This window comes from Bacillus sp. AM 13(2015), from assembly GCF_001518755.1.
Lineage (GTDB): Bacteria > Bacillota > Bacilli > Bacillales > Bacillaceae > Bacillus > Bacillus safensis.
The window spans coordinates 21,700-41,123 of sequence record NZ_LKCP01000002.1; the positions used below are offsets into that span (position 1 = coordinate 21,700).

General features: G+C 43.8%; 17 protein-coding genes. 14 read left to right on the plus strand and 3 right to left on the minus strand.

The annotated features are described in order from the left end of the window. Positions 1 to 38: 38 nt before the first annotated feature. A complete protein-coding gene (locus tag AOQ70_RS00130; protein WP_059374368.1) occupies positions 39 to 1,166 on the minus strand; it encodes a M20 peptidase aminoacylase family protein in 1,128 nt (375 codons plus the stop codon). 153 nt (positions 1,167 to 1,319) lie between these two features. On the opposite strand from AOQ70_RS00130, the gene AOQ70_RS00135 reads away from it, so the two are divergent. The 3 genes from AOQ70_RS00135 (at position 1,320) to AOQ70_RS00145 (ending at position 5,581) form a co-directional block, all read left to right on the plus strand. Then, complete coding sequence (locus AOQ70_RS00135; protein WP_059374369.1) at positions 1,320 to 2,750, plus strand: YfcC family protein; 1,431 nt, start codon at positions 1,320 to 1,322, stop codon at positions 2,748 to 2,750. Between the two features lie 217 nt (positions 2,751 to 2,967). Further along, positions 2,968 to 3,915: an L-lactate dehydrogenase gene (locus AOQ70_RS00140; RefSeq protein WP_039176305.1), complete on the plus strand. Its 948-nt coding sequence runs from the start codon at positions 2,968 to 2,970 to the stop codon at positions 3,913 to 3,915. Between the two features lie 43 nt (positions 3,916 to 3,958). Beyond that, positions 3,959 to 5,581 carry an L-lactate permease gene (locus AOQ70_RS00145; protein ID WP_059374370.1) on the plus strand — a complete coding sequence of 541 codons (1,623 nt, stop codon included), beginning with the start codon at positions 3,959 to 3,961 and terminating at the stop codon, positions 5,579 to 5,581. A gap of 44 nt (positions 5,582 to 5,625) precedes the next feature. Here AOQ70_RS00145 and AOQ70_RS00150 read toward each other — a convergent pair whose 3' ends face one another. After that, positions 5,626 to 6,615, minus strand: coding sequence for a LacI family DNA-binding transcriptional regulator (locus tag AOQ70_RS00150; RefSeq protein WP_059374372.1), 990 nt, complete (start codon positions 6,613 to 6,615; stop codon positions 5,626 to 5,628). A gap of 109 nt (positions 6,616 to 6,724) precedes the next feature. On the opposite strand from AOQ70_RS00150, the gene AOQ70_RS00155 reads away from it, so the two are divergent. From AOQ70_RS00155 to AOQ70_RS00185, 7 genes are all read left to right on the plus strand, one after another. Then, complete coding sequence (locus AOQ70_RS00155; RefSeq protein WP_058837276.1) at positions 6,725 to 8,050, plus strand: DegT/DnrJ/EryC1/StrS family aminotransferase; 1,326 nt, start codon at positions 6,725 to 6,727, stop codon at positions 8,048 to 8,050. Next, positions 8,025 to 8,891, plus strand: a complete 867-nt coding sequence (locus tag AOQ70_RS00160; RefSeq protein ID WP_039176316.1) for an HAD-IIB family hydrolase — start codon at positions 8,025 to 8,027, stop codon at positions 8,889 to 8,891. The genes AOQ70_RS00155 and AOQ70_RS00160 overlap by 26 nt, the downstream gene beginning before the upstream one ends. After that, positions 8,888 to 9,934, plus strand: coding sequence for a Gfo/Idh/MocA family protein (locus tag AOQ70_RS00165; protein WP_039176319.1), 1,047 nt, complete (start codon positions 8,888 to 8,890; stop codon positions 9,932 to 9,934). Before AOQ70_RS00160 ends, AOQ70_RS00165 begins: the two co-directional genes overlap by 4 nt. Before the next feature lie 54 nt (positions 9,935 to 9,988). Next, complete coding sequence (locus AOQ70_RS00170; protein WP_059374374.1) at positions 9,989 to 11,173, plus strand: MFS transporter; 1,185 nt, start codon at positions 9,989 to 9,991, stop codon at positions 11,171 to 11,173. Positions 11,174 to 11,288: 115 nt separating this feature from the next. Next, on the plus strand, positions 11,289 to 11,918 hold the full coding sequence (locus AOQ70_RS00175; protein ID WP_059374376.1) for a LysE family translocator: 630 nt from the start codon (positions 11,289 to 11,291) through the stop codon (positions 11,916 to 11,918). A gap of 308 nt (positions 11,919 to 12,226) precedes the next feature. Continuing rightward, complete coding sequence (locus tag AOQ70_RS00180) at positions 12,227 to 12,610, plus strand: UPF0715 family protein (RefSeq protein ID WP_059374378.1); 384 nt, start codon at positions 12,227 to 12,229, stop codon at positions 12,608 to 12,610. 191 nt (positions 12,611 to 12,801) lie between these two features. Further along, a complete protein-coding gene (locus tag AOQ70_RS00185) occupies positions 12,802 to 13,560 on the plus strand; it encodes a YqcI/YcgG family protein (protein ID WP_059374380.1) in 759 nt (252 codons plus the stop codon). On the opposite strand, the gene AOQ70_RS00190 is transcribed toward AOQ70_RS00185, so the two are convergent. Then, on the minus strand, positions 13,555 to 14,871 hold the full coding sequence (locus tag AOQ70_RS00190) for an amino acid permease (RefSeq protein WP_039176332.1): 1,317 nt from the start codon (positions 14,869 to 14,871) through the stop codon (positions 13,555 to 13,557). The two genes, AOQ70_RS00185 and AOQ70_RS00190, sit on opposite strands and share 6 nt — an antisense overlap. Positions 14,872 to 14,983: 112 nt before the next feature. On the opposite strand from AOQ70_RS00190, the gene AOQ70_RS00195 reads away from it, so the two are divergent. From AOQ70_RS00195 to AOQ70_RS00210, 4 genes are all read left to right on the plus strand, one after another. Then, positions 14,984 to 15,580: a DUF1989 domain-containing protein gene (locus AOQ70_RS00195; RefSeq protein WP_047202087.1), complete on the plus strand. Its 597-nt coding sequence runs from the start codon at positions 14,984 to 14,986 to the stop codon at positions 15,578 to 15,580. A gap of 198 nt (positions 15,581 to 15,778) precedes the next feature. After that, complete coding sequence (nadE, locus tag AOQ70_RS00200; protein ID WP_024424335.1) at positions 15,779 to 16,600, plus strand: ammonia-dependent NAD(+) synthetase; 822 nt, start codon at positions 15,779 to 15,781, stop codon at positions 16,598 to 16,600. Between the two features lie 520 nt (positions 16,601 to 17,120). After that, positions 17,121 to 17,978, plus strand: coding sequence for a citryl-CoA lyase (locus AOQ70_RS00205; RefSeq protein WP_082700785.1), 858 nt, complete (start codon positions 17,121 to 17,123; stop codon positions 17,976 to 17,978). Next, positions 17,975 to 19,408, plus strand: coding sequence for an aldehyde dehydrogenase family protein (locus AOQ70_RS00210; RefSeq protein WP_059374382.1), 1,434 nt, complete (start codon positions 17,975 to 17,977; stop codon positions 19,406 to 19,408). The genes AOQ70_RS00205 and AOQ70_RS00210 overlap by 4 nt, the downstream gene beginning before the upstream one ends. The last annotated feature ends 16 nt before the right edge of the window (positions 19,409 to 19,424 follow it).

Here is a 19,424-nt window from a genome sequence, read left to right on the forward strand (position 1 = left end):
CCACCCGCCCTAAAGAGAAGGCGGGTGGCTTTTTCATTTTATGATGAATGCTGCTGGAGTGTTTGATAGACAGCTTCGGTCAAAATCTCAATGCCGGTAAAGATTGCAGAGCGGTCGAAGGTCATGTACGGATGATGAAGACCTGGCTTTAAATCACAGCCTAAACCGAGCATTGTAGATTTGATATGCGGAAGCTTTGCTGCATAAAAGTGAAAGTCTTCTCCACCTGTTGTGACGATTGGGGGATCAAGCTGCTCTTGTCCTAAAACCTGTTCAATCGCATGAGACATGATCTGGACAGCTTCCTCATTTAAGGTTGCGGCAGGCAGACGATGGTCTGTTGAAAGTGTAATGGAAGCACCAAAGGCATCCGCTACAGAATGAACTGCTCTTTCAATTTCTTTTTCTAGCTCATCCATTACTTCGTTTGTTTGCGCCCTTACATCTAATGTAAATGAAGCTTTGCCTGGGATGATGTTTGAGCTGCCCCCGCCAGCATGTAAATTGGTCATTTTCACAGAATGGGCGACTCGTGGATCGACATGGATATGCGCGAGTCTCTGCACGAGGGTTGAAGCCACTTCGATTACGTTGATGCCAAGGTGTGGACGTGCACCGTGCGCTTCCTCTCCAGTAATTGTGCCGACATAATGATTACTTGATCCGTGCAAAATAGCAGGAGCGCAGCGTCCGTTTAATGTTTCTTGAATTGGGCGCACATGTACGCCATATAAGTAATCGACATCTGCCAGCACACCTTTTTCAATCATTTTCAGCGCACCGCCGCCTCTTTCCTCGGCAGGCTGAAAGATGAAACGAATTGTGCCGTTCGGGCGTTCTTTTTCCTTTAATGCCATAAAGGTACCAAGAGCCATTGTCATGTGTGCATCGTGGCCACATGAATGATTGGCTTGAAACTCTCCATCTACTTCCTGCCAAAGTGCATCAATATCGGCTCTCACAGCGACCACTGGTGCGCCTTCTCCAATTTCACCGATCACCCCTGTACAGTCGTCAAATGTTTGAGTTTTGCAGCCTAATTTCTTCAATATATCTTCAATATAAGCGGTCGTTTCTGTTTCTTCCCAGCTGATTTCTGGGTGGGCATGCAAGTGTTCGAAGATGTCTGTCACGGTTTGTTTCATTTCGTTTGTCAAAGTTGTCATGAAGAGCCTCCTTGCTGACAGATATTCTGCCAAAACATTATTTTAGTGAAATAATATTGATCTTAAATATCAACAGTGTTTATAATATAACACATCATTTGATTATTCTGAAAATTAAGTGAAATTCCGATCGGGACAAAGGGGTTTTGGCACATGAAAACTGCGACAGTATCAGCACCAGAGAAACAGAAACGAAAACTTCAAATGCCGGATGCGTATGTTCTCTTATTTATGATTGCACTGATTTGTACGATAGCAACGTATTTTGTACCAGCGGGTGAGTTTGACCGAAAGACATCTGGGGAGATCACAACGGCCGTTCCTGGCAGCTATCACCGCATTGATCAATCACCAGTGAGTCCAGTGGGCTTTTTCACTGCGATACAAGAAGGAATGGTAGGGTCCGCATCTATTATTTTTCTGATTCTATTTACGGGCGGAACCATTGCCATTTTGGAGAAGACAGGTGCTATTAACGGGATGATTCACCATGTCATCAGCCGGTTTCAAACGAAGCAATTATTGTTTATTTGTATTGTTGGGGGATTATTTTCAGTCCTTGGAACGACCGGAATTGTCGTGAACTCTGTTATTGGGTTTATTCCGATTGGCATCATTGTGGCACGATCCTTGAAATGGGATGCTGTAGCAGGAGCGGCTGTCATATACATCGGCTGTTACGCAGGGTTTAATGCAACGATTTTATCTCCATCTCCATTAGGTTTATCACAAACGATCGCAGAGCTGCCGATCTTTTCTGGCATTGGCCTGCGTGTCATCATTTATCTTTGTTTCCTTATTTCTAGTATTGTGTACATCTATTTATATACAAGACGTCTGAAGAATAAAGACAAGGGAAGCATTCTTGGCGATCAATGGTTTCCTGCTAAGGGGCTTGGCGGAGCAGATGCGGAATCTGTGGACAAGCCTGCATTCACTGGCAGACATAAGCTGATTTTAGCAGTATGCGGATTGTCTCTTGGAGGGTTCTTATATGGCGCACTTCAGCTTGGCTGGACCGATAAGGAAATGGCCGGTGTGTTCATTTTTATGGCAATTGCAGCTGGCTTGCTTGGAGGATTAGCGGCCAATGATATTGCGAAAACGTTTATTGTAGGCTGTCAAAGCCTTGTATACGGCGCACTTATTGTTGGGATGGCACGCTGTATTTCGGTCATTTTAGAAAATGGGAAGCTGCTTGATACAGTGGTCAACGGCTTGGCAAGTATGCTGACAGGCTTTAGTCCAATTGCTGGTGCGATCGGGATGTATATTGCGAGTGCGCTTCTTCACTTTTTGATTTCATCAGGATCAGGAGAAGCCGTTGTCTTTATCCCGATTCTTGCGCCGCTCGCTGATTTAATGGGCATCACAAGACAGGTAGCTGTAGAAGCAGTAATGCTTGGTGAAGGGGTGGTCAACTGTATCAATCCGACATCTGGTGTGTTGATGGCTGTGCTTGCTGCAAGTGGTATTCCTTATGTAAAGTGGCTGCGTTTTATGGTGCCGCTTGCCCTCATTTGGTTTGTCATTGGTCTTGTATTTATTTGTATTGGGGTCATGATCAACTGGGGCCCTTATTAAACATGTATGAAGCTGCCGAAGAGCGTTTGGCAGCTTTTTTCTTGTGGAAATATGTATGGAACCAGCGCTTTGAAAGCACAATAAATGTGTTCACAAATTCGCTACATATTTTTTTTGAGCAACCCCCTTGCAAAAGTTTGTGAAGTATTGCACAATAAGAATGTGAAATACTTCACATAATAAAAACAGCCGAGTTTTACTCAGGAGGATGAGATAAATGACAAACGAAAAAGTAAACAAAGTAGCCCTTATTGGAGCAGGTTTCGTCGGCAGCAGTTATGCCTTTACATTAATAAATCAAGCGATCACAGATGAATTGGTTGTTATCGATTTGAATCAAGACAAAGCAATGGGTGACGTCATGGATTTAAACCACGGGAAAGCATTTGCCCCGCATCCTGTGAATACTTGGTATGGAGATTATGAGGATTGTAAGGATGCAGACATTGTATGTATCTGTGCTGGTGCAAACCAAAAGCCAGGTGAAACGAGACTTGACCTTGTTGAGAAAAATTTAAATATATTTAAAGGCATTGTAGACAATGTGATGAAAAGCGGATTCGATGGTATTTTCTTAGTTGCTACGAACCCAGTTGATATTTTGACATATGCGACTTGGAAATTCAGTGGACTTCCAAAAGAACGAGTGATTGGCAGTGGTACGACGCTTGATACGGCAAGATTTAGATACATGCTCAGTGAGTATTTTGAAGCAGCGGCACACAATGTGCATGCGTACATCATTGGCGAACATGGGGATACTGAGCTTGCTGTTTGGAGTCATGCGAATATCGGAAGTGTACCAATTACAGAATTAATGAAGAGAAATGATCAATACAAACAAGAAGACTTAGATGAAATCATGGAAAATGTCCGTCATGCCGCTTACCAAATCATTGAGAAAAAAGGCGCTACTTACTACGGCGTAGCAATGAGTTTAGCCCGCATTACAAGAGCGATCCTGCACAATGAAAACAGCATTTTAACGGTCAGCACTTACTTGGATGGTGAGTACGGAGCAGAAGATGTCTACATTGGTGTACCAGCCCTTGTGAATCGAAATGGCGCAACAGAAGTAATGGAGCTTGCACTAAACGACACGGAGAAAGAAAAATTTGCACACAGTGTGAATGTGTTAAAAGAGATTTTGGCTCCTCATTTTTAATCAATCAAAAGCAACCTATCTGAGCAGAAAAGGATGAATCACTATGTGGCAGCAAATATATGATCCGTTTGGTAATGAATTCGTCAGTGCATTGGTGGCAATGCTCCCAATCTTGTTTTTCCTACTTGCATTAACCGTTTTTAAGTTAAAAGGTGTTTTAGCCGCTTGTTTTACCTTAATCGTCAGTTTTGTAACAGCTGTTTTCTTCTTCCATATGCCAGTTGAAAAGGCATTATCTGCTGTGCTGCTCGGTATATCTAATGGGCTGTGGCCGATTGGATATATCGTGATTATGGCGGTATGGCTCTATAAAATTGCAGTGAAATCTGGTAAGTTCGATGTCATTCGTTCTAGTATTGCAGGAATCTCTCAAGATCAACGTCTTCAGCTCTTATTAATAGGTTTTAGCTTTAACGCATTTTTAGAAGGTGCTGCTGGGTTTGGTGTACCGATTGCGATCAGTGCCGCTCTCTTAACAGAGCTTGGGTTTAAACCGCTGAAAGCCGCGATGCTCTGCTTAATTGCCAATGCTGCATCTGGTGCATTTGGTGCTGTGGGAATCCCAGTGATTACAGGGGCGCAAATGGGCAATATGACGCCGCTTGCGTTATCTCAAACCCTTGTATATACGATCCCGTTTATTTCATTCTGTATTCCGTTCCTACTCATTCTGATTGTAGATGGATTCAAAGGAATCAAAGAAACTCTGCCAGCCTTGCTTGTTGTGAGTGGAACCTATACCATTTTGCAAGCTGTTACCATGGTGACGATGGGTCCTGAGCTTGCCAATATTATTTCTGCCTTATCAAGTATGGGAATTTTGGCTTTGTTTCTTCGGAAATGGCAGCCAAAAAACATTTATCGAGAAGAAGGAGCGCCAGATATTGAACAGAAACAAACGTATCGCGGCGTTGAAATACTGAAAGCATGGTCTCCGTTCTATATTTTAACTGCGGTTATTACGGTATGGAGTCTGCCAGCATTTAAAGCATTGTTTGCTGTAGGAGGACCGCTTAACTGGACGACCATTTTAGTGAAAATGCCATTTTTACATCAGCAAATTGTGAAATTACCACCAATTGCACAAACGGAAACACCTATTGATGCGATCTTTAAAATTGATGTCATCAGTGCAACGGGTACTGCCATTCTGATTGCGGTGATGCTGACAGGGCTGTTTAGCAGACATATTACGTTGACAGAAGGCGCTGCCTGCTTAAAAGCAGCGGTGAAAGAGCTTTGGCTCCCCGTTCTTACCATTTGTTTTGTCATGGGCTTTGCCAACCTGGCGAACTTTGCTGGACTAAGTTCTGCGATTGGACTTGCTCTTGCCAAAACAGGTGATTTGTTCCCACTTGTCAGCCCGGTGCTTGGCTGGATCGGTGTGTTTATTACTGGATCTGTCGTGAGTAACAACGCCTTATTCGGTAACCTTCAAGCGGTCACTGCTTCTCAAATCGGCTCACAGGCAGGTTTGTTGATTGGGGCGAACACGACCGGTGGTGTGATGGCGAAATTAATTTCTCCACAATCTATCGCTATCGCTACAGCAGCTGTTGGAGAAACAGGGAAAGAATCTGAGCTCTTCAAAAAGACCGTGAAGTACAGCTTCATTCTGCTCGGCATTGTATGTATATGGACATTCATTCTTGCTCAATTTTTATAGGTTGATAGATTAAAAAAGACTGGGATCTCTCCCAGTCTTTTTCTTTATGTAGATTCTCTTGTCACGAGCCGGGTAGGCAGCTGGATATGTTCGCGCTGTAATGGTTTTTGGTCTTGCAGAAGCGCGATCATTTGCTGTACTGACCGCTGACCAAGCTCTACGATCGGTATGTCAATCGTGGTGATCGTTGGAGCTGTCACTTCGCATATGTCTTGGTTGTCATAGCCGATGACCGCTAGATCCTCGGGGATTTGATAGCCATATGAAATGGCCTGTTTAATGAGCCCTGCTGCAACTTGATCATTGCCGGTGAAAATGGCATCAGGTGCATCCGTCATGCGATGGATGACCTCCATTAAGCGAAAGCCGTCTTCAATTGTAAAAGCCTCTCCAAACAGCCAATCATCTTGCAGCGGCAAACCGTGAGCAGAGAGTGCATCAAGATAGCCCTGTTTTCTTTGTTTCTGCGCTTCACTGCTTTCTGTATCAAAGCAAAACCCAATCGATTTTCGCCCCGACCGAATCAAGTAGTCCACCGCTTTATAGGCAGCTTCCCGTTCATCGTATCCAATAATCGGGATGTTTGCTGTTTGATGATATTCATTTGCCATGACAATGGGGCCGTTCGTTAAAAATGGCTCAATTTTCTCCCACGTATTTTCTAACGCCCCCAATATAACCCCATCTACTTCTCTTCTTTTTAATAATTGAAGTCCTTCAAGCTCTAATGCCTCTTGATAAAACGTCTGAAGCACGATGGCTTTATATCCTTGATCAAGGGCTTCTTTTGAAATGCCTTTAATCAATTGTGCAAAAAAAGGATGGTCCACAGCTGGGACAGACACAGCAATGGTTTTTGTCTGATGTGACCTTAGTGTGCGGGCTGCTGAACTCGGTGTATATTCCATTTCTTTCATCACCTGTAAGATGAGCTGCCGTTTTTCTTCTGACACATATGGGTGATGGTTTAGCACTCTGGAAACGGTGGTGGTTGAAACCCCGCAGCGTTTGGCAATTTCATAAATTGTACACATATTAACAAATCCTTTACACAAAGTTATTGTTCTGAAATCGATAACATCATTTACAATGTGAAACAAGTTAAATATTAACAAAAGGAATTGATTAATTGGAGGGAATGGAATGCAAATATTGACGAAGATATCAGGTAAAAGCAAGGATTATCTTCCTTTGCTGGATATGATCAATCAAGGTGTTCAAGTAAAAGCCGATTCAGTTGAAAAGCATCTAGCAAATGAAAAGCTGGTGACGTTCCTTGAGCAAGATATAGAACGCACAGGTTTGGAAAAAATTCTCTTCCATTATAAACAAAATAAGGAAAAAAAGATACCGTTTCTGCCGGTTGATAAACTGATTTCAGAGGATGAAATCGATGATATTATGCTGGTGTTGAAGGAAGTATTGAGCTCTGGCCGTTTTACTTCAGGGCCATATATTCCGACCTTTGAAAAGGCGATTGCTGAGTACTTAGGGAAAAAATATGTCATAGCCACGTCAAGTGGAACAGATGCCTTGATGATCAGTCTCATATCGGCAGGCGTCCATCCGGGAGACGAGGTGATTTTGCCAGCCAACAGCTTTGCTGCAACAGAAAATGCAGTGCTTGCCATTGGGGCTGTTCCGGTATATGCCGATATCGATCCAGAAACCTACTGCCTCGCAGCGAGTGAAATAGAGAAGCATATCACAGATAAAACGGTATGCATTCTACCGGTTCATTTATATGGAAAGCAAGCGGATATGAAGGCTATTTCGGCGATTGCGAAACAGCATGGGCTGAAAATCATTGAAGATGGCTGTCAAGCGATTGGCAGCAGTGGCCTTGGTGCTTATGGAGATGGACTTGTTCTCAGCTTTAATCCATACAAAAACCTTGGGGTCTGCGGAAAGGCAGGCGCCATCGCTACAAACGATGAGGCCTTAGCGGAAAAATGCATGGAGATCAGCTATCACGGCTTTGAAGCTGGAAAGAAAAATGTCAAACGCAGCGACTACGGCTTTAATTCCAAAATTGATAATTTGCAGGCAGCAATCGGACTCGAACGAATGAAGTATTTAGGACTGCAAAACTTTAAACGTTTTTACTTAGCCAAGCGATATATTGACCAGCTGCAAACGCTTGAGGATGAAGGATACATGAAGCTTCCGAAGCTGACGGATGATCATGTATGGCATCTATTCCCGATTAGAGTACTGAAGGGAGAGCGAGATGAACTGGCAGCGAAATTGCTGGAAATGGGCATAGAGACGGATGTCTATTACCCGATCCTATCGCATCAGCATCAAACAAATCTTGTTTCTCAAAAGTATAGACAAACAACACTACCGCACACGGAAAAGGCAGCGCAGCAATTACTTCACTTGCCACTTTACCCAGGAATGCCGCTGCAAGATCAGGAGAAGGTCATCGAGGGGGTTCATCATGTTATCAAGTCTTCCATTCAATAAAAAACTGCTGAATCAGCCGAAGAATCCGCAGTGGATCGTCTTCTGTGATTTTGATGAAACGTATTATTCTCACGAAATGACAGAGGAGCAGAGAGAGGATGTCAAGCGGCTGGAAGCCTTTGTAGCAGAAAAGAGTGAAGCGGGACAGCTTTTGCTGGGCTGGGTGACGGGAAGCAGCCTCGATTCTGTCACGAGCAAAATGGAAAAAGGCGGGTTTCATCAATTCCCGCATTTCATTGCGTCGAACTTAGGGACTGAGATTGTATATACGTCGGATGTTCATTTTGGACAGCCAGATGCAGAGTGGATGAAGCGGCTGGATGCACAGGGCTTTTCAGATGAAAAAATCGAAGACATCCTGGAAACTGTCCGAGAAAAGGGCATTTCCCTTAGACCGCAAACGCAGCTGGGCAGCTCAGGGTATAAAAAGAATTTCTATTATCAAGAGCAGGATGAACGGACGGATCTTCATCATCTATCATTTATTCAAACACTGGCTAAAGAGCGGGGTGTGGCGGTCAACATCAACAAATGCAACCCGCTTGCAGGAGATCCTGCGGATTGCTATGATGTCGATTTTTTACCAGTAGGAACAGGGAAGGATGAAATTGTCCGCTTTATGCTGAACCAATATGATCTATCGAAAGATCAAGGCTTTGCGTTTGGTGATAGTGGGAACGATTTGCGGATGCTTCAATCCGTCACGCACGGTTTCCTTGTCCAAAATGCGACAGGCGAAGCCAAACGGCACCATCACCAAATTTGTCATCATGGGTATGCAAAAGGAATCTATGAAACTCTGAAAACAGTGATGTATAAACATGAGGAGGCACATTCATGAAGAAAATTGGAATTGTTGGAGCAGGGAATATTGCAAAAGCACATGCAAGAGCATTATCAACGATCAAAGGTGCAGAATTATCCGGTGTCTATGATTTGCATGAGTCGGTCGCACAGGGATTCATTAAACAGTACGGCGGACGTGTGTATTCAAGTATCGAGACACTTGCAGATGCATCTGATGGGTTGATCATTGCTTCCCCTAATTTTTGTCATAAGGACCATGCCCTTCAGTCGCTAAGAGCAGGACAGCCGATTTTATGTGAAAAACCGATGGCTGTGTCGCTGAAGGAAGCGAAGGAAATGGTAGAGACAGCCAAACAGTTCCAAGTTCAAGCCAGTATGGGCTTTAACTATCGTTATTTATCCTTTGTGAATATATTGAAGAACTTGATTGCCAACGGAGAATTAGGCCGTATTTTGACCGTCAGAACTCATTTTAAGAAAAACAGTGCCCTCAGAAGAAAGACATTTTCATGGAGAGACAGCGGCGAAAGTCTGCGTACGAGCGGTGCGCTAGGAGATCTTGGCATTCATTTGATTGATATGCTGTGGTACTTATTTGGCAGTGAAATGAAGAAAGAATCACTTAACACCAAGATGCTGACACGTGTAAAGGAAAAAGAAGAGAAAAAGGTACAAGTGGATGATCATACCGAAATTTTCGGGCAGATGGAGAATCAAGTGTTCTTTCATTTGGTGACATCCAAAAGTACGCAGCCTGAGGAATGTGGATTTAGTGTAGAAGTCGTTGGTCATGACAAGGTATTCAAATACCATACGAACATGAAAAACGAATATGAGATCAGTGATGGATTGTGTGTGGAGCGTCATCAAATGCCGCAAACCTTGCTGACAGATCCGCCGAATGAATTTTACGGATGGTCCGATACATTCCGCGATCAGCTGATGCATTGGGTGAATACTGATCCATACCCAACTCATATGAAGGTCGCTGATTTTGAAGATGGTTATCGCGCGCAGGCTGCGCTCAATACATGCTTTGAGAGGGAAGAGGCAGTTGTCTCTGCTCAGGCATATTAAAGAGGTGGAGCGGAGGATGTCATGACTCCGCTCCTTTTTAGAGGAAGTGAAAAGATGAAAAAGGTATTTTATTTTGGCTGTGTCTTTTATTTTTTTATTGGGACCATTCATGTGTTCTTTGGCAGCTTAACGCCTTATTTGCTGTCGAGTTATGATAAGGGTCCTGGGGAATTATCATCTTTAATTTTTTTTCAGTTTATTGGTTTTTTGACAGGTGTTCTGCTATCCCCCATTCTAGTGAGAAAAAGAGGCTATGGCGCTGTGCTGACGATGGGTCTTTTGCTGATGATTGGCTCACTTCTGCTGGGGCTGTTGGTGCCGGGCTGGACGACGCTTGTGCTGGCAGGTTTTTTTCTTGGGAGCGGCGCAGGCAGTCTTGAGACAACAGCCGGTGCGTATGTCATTTCGATGGCTAATAGTGCAAAGCGAATCAGTATCATGGAGGTCTTTTTTGGATTAGGTGCACTGTTATTTCCGCTAGTGATTTTGCTGACTGTCACAGAGCAGACATGGCAGTATGTGTTTTTATTCCAGGTGGGTGCGCTGACATTTTTCCTCATGCTCTGGCTTGTTTTTATGAACAAACTGCCTCATGGACAGATGGATGCTCCTTCCACAGGAGAGATGAGGAAACCGTCCTTACTTGTTGATCGAAAAAATCGAATGATTGTGGTGATTATGATTTGCTTTGCCTTTTTCTACGCAGGGATTGAAACGAACTTTGCGAACTTTTTGCCGTCGATCATGCTGGAAAAGGGGGGAGAAAATTGGGGCCTCTTTGCGGTCTCTACTTTCTGGACAGCGATCGTCATTGGCAGGACTGTGATTGCGAGAAAAGCTGATCAGCTGCACCCGCTGCGTTTTTTAAAGCTAAGCGCATCACTGATGATTTTGCTGCTTGTGATATTCGCTCTGACAACCCACATTACTGCGCAGCTGATTCTCATCTTTTTCATCGGCCTTTGCGCAGCTGGCATGTTCCCAATCGCACTGACAGCATCAGCGCTAATGATTGAAAATGCCATCGATGAGGCGACGAGTTATTTTATTGCAGCCGCGAGCTTAGGCGGAGCCTGCTTGTCCTTTTTGATTGGATTTAGTCTTGAATGGGCAGGAGCGGCAAGTGCCGTCTTTGTATTTGCTTTCTTAGCTGTTCTTTTGTTTGTAGCTGCGATTCAAATGAATCGTTCTAAGAAAAAAGAAACAGTACACCCGCAGCAGACGGAACTGAAAGGCTAAGCACATGATCAAGCCGCTCCCCAAGGTCCCCCTGAAATGATGTCAAAGGACTTGTACTAAAACGCAGAAAGTTTGAATAACATGTACAAGTCAGCATCAAAAGGAGGACGTCTATGTGGCGGTGTTTTTTGGTTATATCTTTTTAGGGTTGTCGCTTTCAGCGCCTGTTGGGCCAGTCAATGCAGCCCAAATCGACAGAGGTATTAAAAGTGGATTTTGGCATGCGTGGATTTTTGGTGTGGGGGCTATGGCTGCGGATATTGTCTATATGCTTCTCATCTATTTTGGTGTCGCCCAGCTTTTGACTGCACCTCTTGTAAAAACCTTTTTGTGGCTGTTCGGCTTTTTCGTTCTGACCTATACCGGTATTGAAAGTCTGCGTAAAATCAATTTACAGGAGAGTCCGAAAAAGGATAGCGGAAACACATCAGTTGGCCATTCGTTCATGACCGGATTTTTCATTTCTTTATCTAATCCGCTCAGTATTTTGTTTTGGCTTGGCATCTACGGCAGCATCTTAGCCAATACGATCGAAAAGTATGGAGCTTCCCAAATGCTCATGTACAGTATGGCTATTTTTATTGGCATGCTGATCTGGGATTTCAGCATGGCACTGCTAGCTAGTTCGTTTAGGCGTTATTTAAGTGAACGTGTGTTACATGGCTTATCCGTTCTTGCAGGACTATCTTTACTTGGTTTTGGCGTCTATTTTGGGTATCAAGGGATTATGGCGTTGATTGGGTAGAAAAACAGACTGACACATCCAGTCTGTTTCAGCGTGTAGACAAACCCTCGCATTCGCCCGCAGTCCTGCGCGCCGGTGCTCACGAATGTCAAATTCGCTCCGCTCCGATGCTCGTCCTTCCTAGGGCTGCAAAGATTTTCTATCACGCTGAAAAGAAGAAAAAGGGCTAAAATAAAAAATCATTTTAGCCCTTTGTCAGTAATCTGAAGCAGACTGATACATTCAGTCTGTTTTTTTGTAAGTATTGACAGACATAACACATTCTTGAATAATGGTGGAATAGAAAATGGCTTGAAGGAGCTTCTGCTATGCGTATGTTTCTGCCAGTATTTAATTATTTGTGTATGTTGATTTTATCAGTCATCACAGCAACATTTGTTTATACGTTTTTATTTATGCCATCTGAAGCGGGCTTCAGTTATGTGGAGATGACCAGTCTGTTCATTTTGCTTGCTTATGTCATTTTTGCTGTACCAATTCAGCTTGTTTTACACCGGCATCCTAAAAGATTTCGAAGCCGTGACTTATTGATTTATTTTATTGCGGCCTGGGTGGTTTGCTCGGCTTTGGCTTTATGGATTGATTATGGACTTGTTGTGTTCATCAGCTATAAAGTTTATTTGTTTAGCTTCTGCGCAGCCCTTATTTATTGGGTGCTGGATTCCGTCTTTTTGATGAAGAGCCAATCGTAGAAATGACGAAAGGCGCTCTATTAACTTACGCTAGGCTGATCTGCATAATAGAATAAGAGAAACAAATACCTGCTCCATTTGAATGGAAATCCCCATCTTGTCATGCGCAAGGAAAGTCGTGGGAGGACAGTCACCACAGCCATTTCCACCTCATAGGCTGTGGAGAAGACGCTAAAACGAGGTGGAAGGAAATGGCCCAGCTGTATGCAAAAAGTTGCCTTGATCAAAATCTACGATCACTAGAAGAATGGAAGCAGGATGCTTTCAAACAATTTGGCGAGATGGTCGGAGATGAAGCAGATACATTCCCTTGTGTACCCGGAAGACAGGGATTTTTTCTCGATCATTTACGCTATGGATTTGTTGGTGACCCGAGGGAAGAGGAAGCAGTGGATGAATTAGCCCAGCTGCTTAAAGAATATCAAAGCTGTGCGAAAGAAACCGGTCAATATGCTTCATTTATCTGTTTTTTTGAAACACCGCAGGATTTAAAGGAAAGTTCGCTTGAAGAGTTTGAGCAGCAGTTTTGGTCGCTGCTTCAACGGCTGCATCATAAAGATGAAGAACCATGGCCTGAGGAGATTCCGCTAGATACTCATCATCATGAGTGGGAGTATTGCTTCCATGGTGAAGCGTATTTTATTTTATGTTCCACACCTGCTCACAAGCTCAGAAAAAGCCGCCACTTCCCTTATGTCATGATGGCATTTCAGCCTAGATGGGTGTTTGAGAAATTGAATGGATCGACCAAGTTTGGACAAAAAATGAGCCAGCTCGTTCGCAAGCGGCTCAAAGCATATGATGAGGTCAGTGTTCATCCATCATTAAAATGGTACGGGGATCCGACCAATCATGAATGGAAGCAGTACTTTCTCCCAGATGAAGAGGCGGAGAAACCAGCCTCCGCCAAATGTCCATTTACTGCATTAAAAAACATGATGAAATTATGATGCGGTCTGATCCTGTTTCCACTTTTTCCTCATAAATAGCACCATGACGGCAATCACTGCAATGATCCCAAGGCTGATAAAAAAGCCAGGTCGTCCGCTTGCCTCTGTTAATGTGCCTGAAACGGCGGCTCCAATTAAGAGCAGCGCAAGAATCATTTCACACGTTTGGCGAGTGGATGGCTTGGATAGCTTTTTACTTGAGAACAGAATAAAGATCCATGTATACAGCAAAGTAAGACCGGCTGCTGTTGTGAGATGCTCGTAGATGTGTTTGGACAAAAAGAGTGCAAGCAAAATCGAGACAATTAAGCCAGCAGCAGTTAAGATAATCGAAGACCATCTCACATGCGATGGATCTTTTTGTTTAAAGCAAGCAGGTGCATCCTGATGCTCTGACATTGTGCCGAGCAGCGTTGTGACTGCATAGAGAGAGGCAACCAATGTTGAAAAACCGGCAATGATGAAAATGCCATTAAAGATATGAAGAAAGATCGATAAATGAAACGGCTCTAATGAAGTAATAAATGGACTGCTGTTCTCATTAAAGGCTGTCACTGGGACAAGCAAGAGAGCAAGTCCGATTGAGACGATATAGATGACTGCTAGAATGATCAGCATGACACGTCCAGCCTTTGCTGCATCTTTCGGGTCCTTTAAATGAACCGCCATCAGCCCCATGACTTCAATCCCCCCAAAAGCATAAAACGCATAAATCAAACCATTCCAAAGACCAAGCGGACCAAGAGGCATCCATTCGTGATCCTTATTAGGCAGATGAAGGGTCGGTTTATGTTCTGTCAAAATGCCGAATAATACAAGCACCGCAAGAATCATAAATAGAAAAATCGCCGCTGTTTTCAGTACCGCCAGAACATTTTCTGTCTTTTGAAAAGAAGAAAGCCCAATGATAATGACGAGCAGAGCAAGAGCGGAATAAATTGCAGAAAACACCCAAAGCGGAACAGAAGGAAACCAGTGACGGGTAAATAGAGAAATGGCGGTTAACTGACTTCCTGTAATCAGCATTTCTGCAAACCAATACACCCAGCCATTACTAAATCCTGCCCAGCGTCCATATGCTTTACGAGCATAGGAACAAAATGACCCTTTATCAGGATTATCGGCTGTCATCGCAGCCAAATGTTTAAAAACGAGATACGTTCCGACCGCAGCAAGCAAAAAGGAGATGCAGACGGAATAACCGGATTTTGTAATGGCGATGCTGGAGCCAAGGAAGAACCCAGTGCCAATTGTACAGCCGACTCCGATGAGAGAAAGCTGCCACCAAGATAAAGATTGTTCTTCTTTCAATGCAAGTGCAACACCTTTCTATTTCAATGACATTAGCTTGTGACCACGTCTTTTTTTTATACATGATCAAGGGGACATTTTGGGCATACTGTCATGGAAAGGAGTGCATGTGATGAACGGAGAATACGTCATTTTACCGAAGGGTAGACTCGGCTTTCGTTTAGGAAAAGGCCAATGTATGCGAGTGGTTGATGTCGAAGGCCAGCAAGTAGCAGATGTGATGGCCTATCATGAAAAGGATTTTTATGAAAAATTTGACCAAGGTGCGACGATGGACAGTTTGTTCTCGTCCAAAGTAAAAAAAGGCGATAAGCTCTATTCAAATTTATATAAACCGATGTTTACGATCATTGAAGATACAGTAGAATGCCATGATTTATACATGCCCGCCTGCCGGCAAGAGATGTATCAGCTTTTATACGGACGGACGCACTTAGAGGTCATGCATACATGCTACGATAATTTGCGGACTGCCTTTGAGCCTTTTGGAATTCCAAAGGAGGATATGTATTATCCTTTTAATGCCTTTATGAATACAGTCATTGATGAAAAAGGAAAGCTGTCTGTCGAGCTGCCAAAATCGCTGCCAGGTGACTACATTCGCCTGAGGGCTGAAATGGATCTCATTGTGGCCGTATCCGCTTGCCCTGCTGATATTGGAAAGTGTAATGGATCAAGCTGTACATCTATACGGGTAGAAATCGATTAAAAAAGAAAAGGACCAGTCCATAAAGACATGGTCTTTTTCACTTGTGAATGTTTGATCATCTAAGAAATAGGGGAACGTCTAACAAAATGTTCTTGATGAAAACATGGTATAATGGAGATTCAAAAAACGTTGTTAAATCAATGAATTGTGTGTAAAACCTGTTCTCTTCATGTAGAGGATGCTTAGGAGGAAAAGTGTATGAGTTTGCAGAAAAAGATCAGCCAAGAGTTGCATGTGCAGCCCTCAATTGACCCAAAGCAGGAGATCGAAAAACGGGTTGGATTTCTAAAGGAATACTTGAAAAAAACCGGGGCAAAAGGATTTGTACTCGGCATTAGCGGCGGGCAGGATTCAACGCTTGCCGGACGTCTTGCACAGCTTGCTGTCAGTGAGCTTCGTCAAGAAGGAAAAGAGGATGCAGTCTTTATTGCGGTACGCCTTCCGCATGGTGTGCAGCAGGATGAAGATGATGCACAGCTTGCTCTATCATTTATTCAGCCAGACAAGTCGTGGAAATATGATATTGCACCTGCCGTATCAGCATTCAGTGATCAATATCAAAAAGAAACAGGCGGCCCATTGTCTGACTTTAATAAAGGGAATGTCAAAGCACGTATGAGAATGATCGCGCAATATGCTGTCGGCGGTGAGGAAGGATTACTTGTCATCGGTACAGATCATGCAGCTGAAGCAGTAACCGGCTTCTTCACGAAGTATGGTGATGGCGGTGCAGATGTTCTTCCGCTCACAGGCTTGACAAAACGCCAAGGCCGGGCGCTACTCGAAGCGCTAGAAGCACCGGAACGCCTGTATTTAAAGAAACCAACAGCCGATCTGCTGGACGACAAACCTCAGCAAACGGATGAAACAGAACTCGGCATTACGTACAATGAAATTGATGATTACTTAGAAGGCAAACCAGTGTCAGATCAAGCAGCAGAAGCGATTGAAAAGCGCTATGTTCAATCAGAGCATAAACGCCAAGTACCCGCTTCTATGTTTGATGATTGGTGGAAATAAAAAAGAGACCTCTCCAGAAGATGGAGAGGTTTCAGCGTGTAGACAAACCTTCGCATTCGGTGTCAGGTCTGCGCGCCGGTACTCACGAATGTCAAATTCGCTCCGCTCCGGTACTCGTCCTTTCCTAGGGCTGCAAAGGTTTTCTATTACGCTGAAAAGAAGACAAAGGGCTAAAATAAAGATCATTTTAGCCCTTTGTCAATAATCAGAGACCTCTCCAGATGGAGAGGTTTTTTTATGTCGAATTTCAAGTGGGTTTGACAAAATAACCAAAATTTCATTAAATTAGTAGAACGATATACTTAAGTCCATTTCACTAAATATCGGTTTTTTTGATCAAAAAAAGCAAGCATAATTAGTTCGATTCACTTAATTTCATTTCTATTGACAGTATTTTCAGAAAAAATGATTGACGAAGGAAAAGAATGCGCTTACAATGAAACCACATTCCGAAAAGTGAAATTAGATTCCACTGAATGGAATAAAGGGGTGATTCACCTCCAAATAAGAAGCTAAAGGAATGATGGACACAATGAAAAATCGAAGTGCACTGGAAATTTACAAAGAGGGAGGCGCTTGGTGGGAGACTGAGATTAGTCATATTCAAAAAAATTCAATTGAACTTCGAGGATATCCGATTGAAGAACTGATTGGTGAATTGTCGTATCCACAAATGCTCTATTTACTGCTTGTTGGTGAATTATTGGATGATTCAAAAGCAGCTCTTTTTGAAAGTGTTCTTGTCGCAGGTGCGGACCATGGACCAAGGGCGCCATCTATTGCAGCAGCCAGAATGGCGGTGACTTGCGGCATTTCGTTTAATTCCTCTGTTGCAACAGGGATGAATCTATTAGGTGACATTCATGGCGGAGCCGGAGAGAAGGCCATGCGTATGTTATACGAAGCCAAAGCGATCTACGATGATCAAAAGGATGTACAGTCTGCGGCAAAGCAAGTGTGCCAAACATGGTTAACTCGCAAGGAAAAAATCCCGGGAATCGGACATCAGCTTCATGATGATGATCCGAGGGTGAGACGTCTATATGAGCTGAGTCACACATATGTCCAGCAAGGTGTTATCAGCGGGACATATTTACGATTAGCCGAAGCGATTAGACATGAGCTTGAACAGCTGAAAGGGAAGAAAATCACGATGAATATAGATGGTGTATCTGCTGCCATCCAATGTGAATTAAACATTCCGGCAGAAGCAGCAAAAGGCATTTTTTCCTTATCCAGAGGAATGGGCATCGTGGCGCATGCATATGAGGAGCTGACAAAGGGAGCCCTCGTGAAGGGACCTTGTCCGAATGAAGAAAGATTGGTTCGTTATGCAGGGCATGGAACGCGGCACTTGAAGGAGGGAGAAAAAATTTGAGTGGTTTCAAAGCGTTGTCATATATAAACGGCGAGTGGCTGGATACCGATCGTGTCAAAACTGATATCATCAATCCTTACTCAGGAGAAATAATCGGTACATCCTATCTCGCCTCATCAGAAGACATAGAACAGGCACTTTCTAGTGCGCAGCATGCTAAAAAACAAATAGCGGGAATATCGGCAATCGAACGCTCAAAGCTTCTAACAAAAGCAGCCACCTTACTTGAAGAACAAAAAGACCATTTTGCAAAACTGATTTCGCTGGAACTAGGCAAACCACTTAAAAATACAAGAGATGAAGTTTCGCGATCAATCGAGACGCTGGCGCAGTCGGCGGAAGAAGCGAATCGATTAATAGGTGAGACCATTCCTGGCAATGTATCATCGCGTGGACAGGGAGCAATGGCCATGACATTTAAAGTACCAGTCGGAGTTGTGCTGGCGATTACTCCTTTTAATGCACCGCTCAACTTAATTTGTCACAAAGTCGGTCCAGCCTTTGCGGGAGGGAATGTCATTATTTTGAAGCCCGCACCGCAAACATCAGCTGTTGCCACAGCGTTTGTCAAACTCCTTCTCGAAGCAGGATTTCCTGAGGCTGGATTGCAGCTTGTAATTGGCGGGGTCGAGGCTGGGAAGCAGTTAGTCACTGATGAAAGAACGAATCTCATCTCTTTTACCGGCGGGGCTGCCGGAGGCGAACATATTACAACCTCTGCGGGATTAAAAAAGGTACTGCTCGAACTTGGAGGGAATGGCGCGACGATTGTTCATCACGATGCAGATATTGAACAAGCCGCATCCCTTTGTGCTAAAACAGGTTTTAGTAATTCCGGTCAAAGCTGTATTTCTGTTCAAAGAATTTATGTCCACCAGCAAATTATGCCGTCGTTTACTGAAGTATTAAAACAAAAAGTAGAGCAGCTTGTCGTTGGAGATCCGCTGTCTAGTGAGAGTGATATCGGCTGTATGGTTGATGTCCAGGCCGCGCAGCGTGTTGAGGCCTGGATACAAGAGGCAGAGAGCATGGGTGCTGAGCTTTTATATGGGGGAAAAAGAAAAGGAGCGAGCATCACGCCAGCTATTTTGTTAAACCCTCCGAAACAGGCCAAGGTTGTCTGTGAGGAAGTGTTCGGTCCAGTTGTCAGCGTTCTCCCTTATGAGGAGCTGGAGGAGGCAATCAAAGAAGCAAACGATAGTCGATATGGGTTGCAGGCAGGGATCTTTACGAATCAGCTGGATGTGGCATTACACGCAGCAAAAGAACTTGAAACTGGCGGTGTTGTCATCAATGGGACATCGAATTTTAGACTGGATCATTGGCCTTATGGTGGGATTAAGCGAAGTGGTCTTGGAAGAGAGGGGCCGCGTTTCGCCATCGAGGAGATGACCGAAACCAAAATGGTCGTGCTCCCAAATGGTTTGTGAAAGGGGCGTAGGGATG

Coding starts and splice junctions, on each gene's coding strand:
- AOQ70_RS00130 (WP_059374368.1), bottom strand. CDS start 1,166: ATGACAACTTTGACAAACGAAATGAAACAAACCGTGACAGACATCTTC.
- AOQ70_RS00135 (WP_059374369.1), top strand. CDS start 1,320: ATGAAAACTGCGACAGTATCAGCACCAGAGAAACAGAAACGAAAACTT.
- AOQ70_RS00140 (WP_039176305.1), top strand. CDS start 2,968: ATGACAAACGAAAAAGTAAACAAAGTAGCCCTTATTGGAGCAGGTTTC.
- AOQ70_RS00145 (WP_059374370.1), top strand. CDS start 3,959: ATGTGGCAGCAAATATATGATCCGTTTGGTAATGAATTCGTCAGTGCA.
- AOQ70_RS00150 (WP_059374372.1), bottom strand. CDS start 6,615: ATGTGTACAATTTATGAAATTGCCAAACGCTGCGGGGTTTCAACCACC.
- AOQ70_RS00155 (WP_058837276.1), top strand. CDS start 6,725: ATGCAAATATTGACGAAGATATCAGGTAAAAGCAAGGATTATCTTCCT.
- AOQ70_RS00160 (WP_039176316.1), top strand. CDS start 8,025: ATGTTATCAAGTCTTCCATTCAATAAAAAACTGCTGAATCAGCCGAAG.
- AOQ70_RS00165 (WP_039176319.1), top strand. CDS start 8,888: ATGAAGAAAATTGGAATTGTTGGAGCAGGGAATATTGCAAAAGCACAT.
- AOQ70_RS00170 (WP_059374374.1), top strand. CDS start 9,989: ATGAAAAAGGTATTTTATTTTGGCTGTGTCTTTTATTTTTTTATTGGG.
- AOQ70_RS00180 (WP_059374378.1), top strand. CDS start 12,227: ATGCGTATGTTTCTGCCAGTATTTAATTATTTGTGTATGTTGATTTTA.
- AOQ70_RS00185 (WP_059374380.1), top strand. CDS start 12,802: ATGGCCCAGCTGTATGCAAAAAGTTGCCTTGATCAAAATCTACGATCA.
- AOQ70_RS00195 (WP_047202087.1), top strand. CDS start 14,984: ATGAACGGAGAATACGTCATTTTACCGAAGGGTAGACTCGGCTTTCGT.
- nadE (WP_024424335.1), top strand. CDS start 15,779: ATGAGTTTGCAGAAAAAGATCAGCCAAGAGTTGCATGTGCAGCCCTCA.
- AOQ70_RS00205 (WP_082700785.1), top strand. CDS start 17,121: ATGATGGACACAATGAAAAATCGAAGTGCACTGGAAATTTACAAAGAG.